We start from the raw sequence: 9,593 nt of genomic DNA on the forward strand, positions 1-9,593 counted from the left end.
GGCTGCGACCCGGGCCGGCCGGGCCGCAGCCCGGTCCGCCGACCGCTGCCCGGACGGCCGTCCGGGATGTGGACCCGTGTTTGACCACGGGACGGACGCGACCTAGAGTCTTCGCCAGGTCATGAGTGACAGCATCAAGCCCCAGCTGGCTGTCCGGCAACCCTCCGTCCGTGGCGGGGTGCCCTGGGTGAGGACCGGGTCATGCGGCAATCCGTCCGCGTGACAAGCGCGGACGCCGGACGAGGTGTACTCCCGGGGTCCAGGCCCGTAGAAGGAGTGCATCCCCATGTCCCTTTCCTCCCAGTTCCCGGCCGCCGTCCTCGACCAGACCGACGCCGCGCAGCCGCTCCTCGCCGTCCTCGGCCACGACGTCCAGGTCCCGCTCGCCACCGGTGAGAAGGTCGGCTACGCGGCGCTCGACTACGCCGCCAGCTCCCCGGCGCTCCAGCGGGTCTGGGACGACGTCGCCGCCTACGCCCCGTACTACGGCAGCGTGCACCGCGGCGCCGGGTACCTCTCGCAGCTCTCCACCGACCTGTTCGAGCAGAGCCGCCGCACCGTCACCGAGTTCCTGGACCTGCGCGAGGGCGACCAGGTGGTCTTCACCCGCGCCACCACCGACTCGCTGAACCTGCTGGCCGCCGCCGTCCCGGCCGGCACCCGGGTGTTCGCGTTCGAGACCGAGCACCACGCCTCGCTGCTGCCCTGGGCGCACGCCGGCCTGGCCGTCACCTACCTGCGCGCCCCGCGCTCGCACGCCGAGGCGGTCGCCGCCTTCGACGCCGCGCTGGCCGAGTCGCCCGAGGGCCCCAAGCTGCTCTGTGTCACCGGCGCCTCGAACGTCACCGGCGAGCTGTGGCCGGTCGCCGAGCTGACCCGGACCGCCCACCGCCACGGCGCCCGGGTGGTGCTGGACGCCGCGCAGCTGGCCCCGCACCACCGCGTCTCGGTGCGCGAGCTGGACGTGGACTGGATCGCCTTCTCCGGACACAAGCTGTACGCGCCGTTCGGTGCCGGTGTGCTGGCCGGCCGCTCCGACTGGCTGGACGCGGCCGAGCCGTACCTGGCCGGCGGCGGCGCCACCCGGACGGTGGCCCGCGAGGAGGACGGCTCGGTCGCCGTGCAGTGGCACACCGGCCCGGCCCGGCACGAGGCCGGCTCCCCGAACGTGATCGGCGCGTACGCGATCGCCTCCGCCTGCCGGGCCCTGACCGAGGCCGGCTTCGACGCGCTGGAGGCCCGCGAGCGCGTGCTGGTCGAGCGGCTGAAGGCCGGACTGGCGGAGATCCCGCAGGTCAAGGTGCTCAACCTGTTCGGCCCGGAGTCGGCCCGGGTGGGCGTGCTCTCCTTCGTCGTCCAGGACTGGAACAGCTCGCACTTCTCGGCCGCGCTCTCCGCCGAGTACGGCATCGGCGTGCGCGACGGCCTGTTCTGTGCGCACCCGCTGCTCCGCACCCTGCTCGGCGACGAGGACGTCGCGCCGTCCGAGTGCGGTGCGCCCGAGCCCTCGCTGCCGGGCGAGCGCAGCCTGAACGCGATCCGCGTGAGCTTCGGCGCGGGCACCCCGGACGAGCACATCGACCGGTTCCTGACCGCCGTCCGCGACCTGGTCACGGACGGGGCGGCCTGGAACTACCGCAACGAGGGCGGCCGTTGCGTCGCGGACACCCGTCGGGGAGCCTGACGGAGCGCCGGCCGGGCGCCTGACGGGGTCAGGCGTCGAGGCCGATCGCGAAGGCGGCCTCCAGGTCGTGCTGGGAGTAGGTGCGGAAGGCGATCTGGGTCTCGGTGTGGGCCACGCCCGGGACCTTGTTGAGCCGGCCGGGGATCACCTCGGCGAGGTCGTCGTGTCGCCGCACCCGCACCATCGCGACCAGGTCGTACCCGCCGGTCACCGAGTAGACCTCGCTGACGCCCTCGATGGCGGCGATCGCCTCGGCGATCTCCGGGATGCGGTCGACGCTGGTCTTGATCAGGACGATGGCGGTGATCACGGTGCGAGCTCCTTTGTGAGGTGCCGCCAGCGTATCGGGCGTCAGCCGGACGGTCGCGGGCGGCGGGCGGCCCGGGGGCGGCGCTCGGCCAGGGTGCAGGCGTAGAGGAAGCCGGCCGCGAAGCCGATCACGTGCACCAGGTAGGCGACCCCCGGCCCCGCCGAATGGACCGACCACCACTGCAGGGCGAACCAGAGCCCGAGCACCAGCCAGGCCGGGAACCGCAGCGGGAGGAAGAGCAGCAGCGGGACGAGCGTGGTGACCCGGGCCCGCGGGTGCAGGCGGAGGTAGGTGCCGAGAACGGCCGAGATCGCCCCGGAGGCGCCGATCAGCACCCGGGTCGAGTCCGCCGTGTGCGCCTCGGCGAGCGCGAAGCCGTAGGTGGCCACCGCCCCGGCCGCCAGATAGAAGAGGACGAACCGGGGGCGGCCGAGCCGCCGTTCGACGGTCGGGCCGAAGACGTGGAGGAAGAGCAGGTTGCCCAGCAGGTGCAGCCAGCCGCCGTGCAGGAAGAGCGCGCTGAGCACCGAGAGCGCCGGGTGCTTCCCCGGGGTCGGCGCGGCCGGGCAGCCGGGCACCGGGTCGGGGGCCTCGGCCAGCTGTTCGGCGGTGAGCGGATGCCCGGCCAGCAGTTCGGCCGGCACGGCCCCCCAGCGCTGTTCGTAGCGCTGCTCGGCACAGACCCGGGCCTGGTCGCGCCCGTACAGCGGATTGAGTCCGGCGGCGGGCCCGAACAGGAAGACCACGGTGTTGAGCGCGATCAGCGCGTAGCAGACGGCCGGAGCGGCGGCGGCCGGTCGGCCGTCCCGTGCACCGGCGTGGTCGAGGACCGGGATCGCCATGCCGCCAAGCATCCCTCCGGCGGACCGGGCGGGACCGCGTCGTTACGGCAGGTGGCCCAAGGCGGTGATCGCCGTGACCGGTGGTCACGAAGGTTGCCCCAGGCAATAGGCTTGGGGCGGGCCTTCCCGCCTCCCGCCGCCGACGCCGGGGCTCCGGGGGGAGCGCCTGAGCCCATCCAGGGACCACCCGAGAGGACCCCCGATGACTGTCCCCGCTCTGACCGCCGAGACGCGCTGGCGCTGCACGCTCTGCGGAAACCTGACCCGTTTCGACGTCACCCGCACCGCCCGGGTGACCGAGTTCCTCCACTTCGACCTGGCCGGCGATTCCAAGGTCGAGGAGACCCAGGTCCTCAGCGAGACCGTCGAGTCGGTGCGATGCCGCTGGTGCAACGCGGTGGACCAGGTCGAGCTGGTCGCCCGCCCGGGTGCGGCGGACGCCGGGCCCGAGGCCGTCGGCGAGCAGGGCTGATGCCCCGCCCGTGCGGTGGACGGCACACGGCGTGGCGGTCCACCGCACGGGACAATACAGAGAGAACGCACGGGGTGTGACGCGGGTGCCGGCCGCCGGCCGTCGCCCGCTGGACCAGGATCGGAGCCGAGGACGTGGTGGACGCAGCGAAGGAGCCCGCCGGGCCGCAGGGGCAGCAGCCCGCTGTGGACGCGCAGGCGCCGGACGCGGCCGTGGCCGCTCCCTTCGGTTCCGACGCCGCGGCCGAGGTGGCCGGCGGTGAGGAGCCCGGTGGCGGTGACGAACCGGCGGCAGCCGTCGACGGGCCGGGCGGGCCGGGCGAGCAGGGTGGGCACGACGGGCCCTCCGGTGCCGGTGGGACGGGCGACCGTGACGGGCTGACGCCGTCGACGGCGGAGGAGCCGTCCGACGAACGGCCCACCGAGACGCCCACCGAGACGCCTGCCGGTGCGCCCGCGGGGACGCCCACCGAGACGCCTGCCGGTGCGCCCGCGGGGACGCCCACCGAGACGCCTGCCGGTGCGCCCGCGGAGACGCCTGCCGAGAAGCTGGACCGGCCGCTGCCCGAGGGGGTGCGCCGACGGGTGGTCGGCCTGGCCGCCGACGCGCTCGGCGGGCTGCCGCTCGGCGAGCTGCCCCAGTCGCTGCGCCAGTACGCCAAGTTCACCCCGGCCCGTCGGGCCAAGTACGCGGCCACCGCGCTGGCCGCCGCGCTGGAGTCCGAGCCGGCCTTCCGCGTGCGGATAGCGGAGCGGCTGCGGCTGGGCCAGCCCGATCTGGTCCGGGCGCTGGAGTCGGGCACCGTTCCGGGTGCCGCCGATCCGATGGACGTGGCCGCCGCCGCCTACCTGGTCCGGTCGGCGGGCTGGAGCCGCCTGGTCGCGGAGGCGGGCGAGGAGGCCGAGCGGGCCGGCGCCGAAGGTGCGGCGGCCGAGGCGGCCCGGCTGGTGGAGAAGCTGCAGGCCGAGCTGGCCGAGGTGCGGGCCGCCGCCCGTGCCGACCTCGACCGGCAGCGGAGCGAGTCGGAGGACGTCCGCAAGGAGGCCGAGTCGCTGCGCCGGAAGGTCCGTTCGCTGGAGAGCGACACCCGCCGGGCGCAGGCCGAGACCCGCAAGCTGGCCGTCGAGTTCGAGGCGGTCAAGGCGCAGGCGGCGGCCGAGCGGAGTGCCGGCGAGAGCGAGACGCGGCGGCTGCGGCACCGGGTGTCGGAGCTGGAGACCGCCGTCGAGCAGGGCCGCCGGTCGGCCCGCGAGGGGCGCAGCGTCGAGGACATGCGGCTGCGGCTGCTGCTGGACGCCGTCCTCCAGTCGGCCCAGGGGCTGCAGCGGGAGCTGGCGCTCCCGGTGTCCCAGATCCGTCCGGCGGACCTGGTGGAGGCGGTGGTGCCGGGTTCGGCCTCGCCGCACGACGTGGCGCGGCGCGGTCTGGCGGAGGACGACCCGGCGCTGTTGGACCAGCTGCTGGCGATCCCGCAGGTCCATCTGGTGGTGGACGGCTACAACGTGACCAAGACGGGCTACCCGACGCTGCCGTTGGAGCAGCAGCGGATCCGGCTGCTGGGCGGGCTGGCGATGCTGGCGCAGCGCACCCAGGCGGAGGTCACCTGCGTGTTCGACGGGCAGGACCTGGACGTGCCGGTGATCATGGCGCCGCCGCGCGGCGTGCGGGTGCGGTTCAGCCGAACGGGGGAGACGGCGGACGAGCTGATCCGCCGGTTGGTGCGGGCCGAGCCGCAGGGGCGCCCGGTGGTGGTGGTCTCCACCGACCGGGAGGTCGCGGAGGGCGTACGGAAGGCGGGCGCGCGCCCTGTAGCCTCCGTTCTGCTGCTCAATCGGCTGGCCCGGCCGTAGCCGTGCGCCGGTTCCGAGCGGGCGGGAATGACGCCTGGTCAGCGCCGGGATTGCGGCGATGTGAGGGTCTCGTGAAGTCAGGGAGTGGGGGACGGGTTCACGCCAACGGGGGAGTGGCGCAAAGCGTGGATCTTCACTAGTGTCTGGCGTCAAACCTATTTTCCGGATTCTCACCCGTTCAGGTGAGTCCATTGGAAGAAGGAGCCGGTCTTTTGGCCTCCCACCGCCGTCCCAAGCAGCCGAGCCGCGCGCGAGTCACCGTGCTCACCGCGGCCGCTGCGACCGCGGTCGCTCTCTCCGCCCAGGTCGCCGCTCACGCCGCGCCGAGCCCGTCGCCCAAGAAGGACGACGTCAAGGCGCAGATCGACCAGCTGCAGGAGGAGGCCGAACAGGCCACCGAGCGATTCAACGGCGCCAAGGAGCGGGCCGACCAGCTGCGCAAGCAGGCTGACCAGCTCCAGGACCAGGTGGCCCGCGGTCAGGAGCAGATGACCCAGCTTCAGGCCGGGCTGGCCGAGGTCGCGGGTGCGCAGTACCGCACCGGCGGCATCGACCCGTCGGTCCAGCTGATGCTCTCCTCCGACCCGTCCGGCTACCTGGACAAGGCCAGCAGCGTTCAGCAGGCCAGCTCCAGCCAGGCCGAGGCGCTCAAGGGGCTCCAGGACCAGCAGCGCCGGCTGGACCAGCAGAAGGTCGAGGCGGCCGCCGTCCTGGCCTCGCTGGACACCACCACCAAGGACCTGAACCAGTCCAAGGCGGAGGTGAACAAGAAGCTCAAGGAGGCCCAGGACCTGCTGAACTCGCTCAGCGCCGCCGACCGTGCGGCCCTGAAGGCGGCCCAGCAGCAGGCCGACCGCGCCTCGCGCGGGACCGAGCGCCCGGACCTGGGTGAGCTCCCGAAGGCCTCCGGCATGGCCGGCTCCGCGGTGGCCCTCGCGATGGCCCAGCAGGGCAAGCCGTACGGCTGGGGTTCCACCGGCCCGAACAGCTTCGACTGCTCGGGGCTCATGGTCTGGGCGTACGGCAAGGCCGGGGTCTCGCTGCCGCGTACCTCGCAGGCCCAGGGCAACTACGGCACCCGGGTGCCGTCGCTCGCCGAGGCGCAGCCGGGTGACCTGATCATCTACCGCGACGACCGCAGCCACGTCGCGATGTACATCGGCAACGGCATGGTGGTGCACGCGCCCCGCACCGGTGACGTGATCAAGGTGATGAAGGCCGACGGGATGAAGATCAACACGATCCGCCGCGTCTGACGCGCCGGGGTGTCCGGCCGTTTGACGGTCCGCCACGACACGCCCGCGGGCCCGCCGAAGGCCCTGTGATCCGCGCCACCTCCGAACGGGGGTGGCGCGGGTGTTTCGGCCGCCGGTTCGACCGCGAGGTGAGGAACGATCAGCTCCGTGTACGGCGCTGGTCACACCCGGTCATATTCACAAATGAACTTCGGTATTCTTCTAGCTTTTTTCCGACAAGGATTTGAACGGATCACGGATCTGTTACTAGGGTCGTACCTCGAACCACCGCACAGTCGATCACCCAGCCCGGGTGGCGGCGGTGGTTCCCGCCGAGTTCGTGAAACAGCGGGACGGGCAGTCGCCCGTCCGAGTGAGAGCCCAGCAGTCGGGGGCGCTGTGGAGTGGAGCCGGGGAACCACGTTCCTCCGGGGTGAATCGGCGCCAGGTCGGTCGCGTGAGCGGCCGGTGAGGCGTCGTAGGGCACGCTTCCGCCCGAACCCGTCAGCTCACCCGGTAGGCGGATGAGGAAGAAGGAGTCCGCCTTCGTGGCGTCCCATCGTCGTCCCAAGCCCGCCGGCCGCACCCGGGTCTCGATCATGACCGGCCTCGCCGCCGCGGCCGTCGCCCTTTCCGCGCAGTCCGGCGCCCACGCCGACCCGACGCCGACCAAGGACCAGGTCAAGGAGCAGGTCGACCAGCTCAACGAGCAGGCCGAGATCGCCACCGAGAAGCTCAACGGCGCCCAGGCCAAGCAGCAGGAGCTGCAGAAGCAGGTCGGCGACCTCCAGGACAAGGTGGCCCGTCAGCAGGCTGTGGTGACCGAGGCGCAGGGCGGCCTCGCCGAGATCGCCGGCGAGCAGTACCGCACCGGCGGCATATCGCAGACCGTCCAGCTGGTGCTCTCCTCCAGCCCGGACAACTTCCTCAACCAGGCCGACGCCCTGAACCAGGCCGGTTCGACCCAGTCCGGCGCGCTGAAGGAGCTCCAGGAGCAGCAGCGCAGGCTCGACCAGGACCGCACCGAGACCCAGAACAAGCTCGGCGAGCTGGAGGCCACCACCCAGCAGCTGAAGACCTCCAAGGAGGAGGTCCAGGCCAAGCTGACGAAGGCCCAGGACCTGTTCAACACCCTCAGCGAGCAGGAGCGCCTGGCGATCCGCGCGGCCGAGGAGAAGGCCGCCGCCGAGGCCAAGGCGAAGGCGGACGCCGCCAAGGCCGAGGCCGCCAAGGTCGCCAAGGCGAAGGCCGACGCCGAGCGCGCCTCCCGTGAGAACGACCGCACCAACCTCAGCGCGCCGTCCACCCAGGCTCCGTCCACCCAGGCGCCCGCCGCGCCGGCCTCCTCCGCTCCGGCGGCGCCGAAGCCGGCCGCGCCCGCCGCCAACAGCTCGCGCGCCGCCGCCGCGATCGCCGCGGCCGAGAGCAAGCTCGGTGCCCCGTACGTCTACGGCGCCACCGGCCCGAGCAGCTTCGACTGCTCCGGCCTCACCGGCTGGGCCTACGCCCAGGCGGGCGTGTCGCTGCCGCGTACCTCGCAGGCGCAGGCCGGCGCCGGTACCCGGATCGGCTCGGACATCTCCCAGGCCCAGCCCGGCGACCTGGTCATCTTCTACGGCGACCGGCACCACGTCGGCATCTACGTGGGCGGCGGTCAGGTCATCCACGCCCCCAAGCCGGGTGCGTCGGTGCGTTACGAGGCGGCCTCCAACATGCCGGTCAACTCCATCGTGCGCCTCTGATCCCCGATCACGCGGTCCGTACGGGCCCGGTCTCCCCGCGAGGGGAGGCCGGGCCTGCGGCTTTTCCCCCGCTCGGGCTGATGTCCGATTGAGGGTCAAATATTCGGGTTGGGAGGGGTTTGGACTCGGTTGCCCGGACTCGCTAACGTCTGCCACCGGACTCCCGCTTCCAGCCGTCCTCCCCGGGGCGGCGGCGGGCCGTTGCCGCAGGATCGGAGCCGACGCCGCATGCCCGTGCACCGCCGTTCCCCGCTGTCAGGTGCGCACGCCCTCGCCCGGGCGCTGGTGCTCACCGCGGCGGCCACCACCGCGCTGGGTGTGGCGACCGGAGGCACCGCCCAGGCGGCGCCCGGCTCCCCGGACGGGCCCGCCAACCGCAAGGACGTCAAGGCCCAGGTGGAGCAGCTGTACGAGGAGGCCGAGCAGGCCTCCGAGCGGCACAACGCCGCGCAGGAGGCCCAGCAGAAGCTCCAGCACGAGACCGGCACGCTCCAGCAGCAGACCGCCGTCGCCCAGGACGAGCTCAACCAGCTCCGCGGCGACCTCGCGGCGGTGGCCGGCGCCGAGTACCGGGGCGGCGGCATGGCGCAGACCGTGCAGCTGATGCTCTCCGCCGACCCGGCGGGCTACCTCTCCCGGGCCCGCAGCCTCGACCAGGCCGCCGAGCGGCAGAACGAGACGCTCCGCGAGGTGGTCGCCCGGCAGCGCGGACTCGACCAGCGCCGCGCCGAGACGTCCGCCAAACTCGCCGAGCTGGACCAGACCCGCAAGGCGCTCGCCGAGAGCAAGCAGCAGATCCAGCAGCGGCTGGCCAAGGCGCAGCGGCTCCTCAACAGCCTCGGCGTCGTCGAGCGGGCGCGGCTGGCGGCGCAGGACGCCCGGGAGGCGGAGCAGCGGGCCACGCGCGGCACCGACCGGCTGGACCTCGGGACCGCCCCGCCCGCCTCCGAGCGGGGCGCCGCCGCACTGGCCGCCGCCGTCAAGATGATCGGCTCGCCCTACGTGTACGGATCCACCGGGCCCAAGGCGTTCGACTGTTCCGGTCTGATGTACTGGAGTTGGCGGCAGGCCGGAGTGACCCTGCCGCGCACCTCGCAGGCCCAGGCGTACGCCGGCCGGCGGGTGGGACTCTCCGAAGCGCGGCCGGGAGACCTGGTGATCTTCTACCGGGACATGCACCACGTCGGGATGTACGCCGGCGGTGGCGTGATCGTGCACGCCCCGTACCCGGGGGCCAAGGTCCGCTACGAGAGCGTCGGCGCGATGCCGGTCGCGGGGGTGATCCGGCTCTGAGCCGCCGCGGCCCCTCCCCGGCCGGCGCCACGGGCGGCGGCCGGACGCTGTCCCGGCGCGGCGCCCTGTTGCTCGCGGCCGCCGGTCTGGCCCAGCTCTCGATGCCCGGGGCCGGCCGGGCCGCTCCGGCGTCGGCCCCCGCCCCCGCGCCCGCCGCGGAACCCG

The 9,593-nt window shown here is 73.5% G+C and carries 8 protein-coding genes and 2 riboswitches; of the genes, 6 read left to right on the forward strand and 2 right to left on the reverse strand.

Going from position 1 to position 9,593, the window contains the following annotated elements:
• The first annotated feature begins 117 nt into the window (after window positions 1-117).
• Window positions 118-235: riboswitch (SAM riboswitch) on the forward strand.
• A gap of 51 nt (window positions 236-286) precedes the next feature.
• A complete protein-coding gene (locus ABZY91_RS40250; protein WP_329882194.1) occupies window positions 287-1,684 on the forward strand; it encodes an aminotransferase class V-fold PLP-dependent enzyme in 1,398 nt (465 codons plus the stop codon).
• A gap of 28 nt (window positions 1,685-1,712) precedes the next feature.
• Here ABZY91_RS40250 and ABZY91_RS40255 read toward each other — a convergent pair whose 3' ends face one another.
• Both ABZY91_RS40255 and ABZY91_RS40260 read right to left on the reverse strand, forming a co-directional pair.
• Entirely contained in the window at window positions 1,713-1,994 is a 282-nt protein-coding gene (locus ABZY91_RS40255; protein WP_327676407.1) for an Lrp/AsnC ligand binding domain-containing protein, read from the reverse strand.
• Window positions 1,995-2,035: 41 nt separating this feature from the next.
• Window positions 2,036-2,836, reverse strand: a complete 801-nt coding sequence (locus ABZY91_RS40260; protein ID WP_329882193.1) for a rhomboid family intramembrane serine protease — start codon at window positions 2,834-2,836, stop codon at window positions 2,036-2,038.
• Window positions 2,837-3,038: 202 nt separating this feature from the next.
• Between ABZY91_RS40260 and ABZY91_RS40265 the strand changes: the two genes are divergently transcribed.
• The 5 genes from ABZY91_RS40265 (at window position 3,039) to ABZY91_RS40285 (ending at window position 9,428) form a co-directional block, all read left to right on the forward strand.
• On the forward strand, window positions 3,039-3,308 hold the full coding sequence (locus ABZY91_RS40265) for a hypothetical protein (RefSeq protein ID WP_355409021.1): 270 nt from the start codon (window positions 3,039-3,041) through the stop codon (window positions 3,306-3,308).
• Window positions 3,309-3,856: 548 nt separating this feature from the next.
• Window positions 3,857-5,158, forward strand: a complete 1,302-nt coding sequence (locus ABZY91_RS40270) for an NYN domain-containing protein (RefSeq protein ID WP_329882209.1) — start codon at window positions 3,857-3,859, stop codon at window positions 5,156-5,158.
• A 212-nt stretch (window positions 5,159-5,370) separates the two neighbouring features.
• Window positions 5,371-6,414, forward strand: coding sequence for an NlpC/P60 family protein (locus tag ABZY91_RS40275; RefSeq protein WP_329882191.1), 1,044 nt, complete (start codon window positions 5,371-5,373; stop codon window positions 6,412-6,414).
• A gap of 364 nt (window positions 6,415-6,778) precedes the next feature.
• A riboswitch (cyclic di-AMP (ydaO/yuaA leader) is annotated at window positions 6,779-6,931 on the forward strand.
• Window positions 6,932-6,941: 10 nt separating this feature from the next.
• On the forward strand, window positions 6,942-8,135 hold the full coding sequence (locus ABZY91_RS40280) for an NlpC/P60 family protein (RefSeq protein WP_329882208.1): 1,194 nt from the start codon (window positions 6,942-6,944) through the stop codon (window positions 8,133-8,135).
• Between the two features lie 228 nt (window positions 8,136-8,363).
• A complete protein-coding gene (locus ABZY91_RS40285; protein WP_329882190.1) occupies window positions 8,364-9,428 on the forward strand; it encodes an NlpC/P60 family protein in 1,065 nt (354 codons plus the stop codon).
• The last annotated feature ends 165 nt before the right edge of the window (window positions 9,429-9,593 follow it).

The organism is Kitasatospora sp. NPDC002965 (assembly GCF_040611255.1).
GTDB lineage: Bacteria > Actinomycetota > Actinomycetes > Streptomycetales > Streptomycetaceae > Kitasatospora.

Excerpts from the sequence above, each read along its gene's own strand:
- ABZY91_RS40250 (WP_329882194.1), top strand. The coding sequence starts at position 287 with ATGTCCCTTTCCTCCCAGTTCCCGGCCGCCGTCCTCGACCAGACCGAC.
- ABZY91_RS40265 (WP_355409021.1), top strand. The coding sequence starts at position 3,039 with ATGACTGTCCCCGCTCTGACCGCCGAGACGCGCTGGCGCTGCACGCTC.
- ABZY91_RS40260 (WP_329882193.1), bottom strand. The coding sequence starts at position 2,836 with ATGGCGATCCCGGTCCTCGACCACGCCGGTGCACGGGACGGCCGACCG.
- ABZY91_RS40285 (WP_329882190.1), top strand. The coding sequence starts at position 8,364 with ATGCCCGTGCACCGCCGTTCCCCGCTGTCAGGTGCGCACGCCCTCGCC.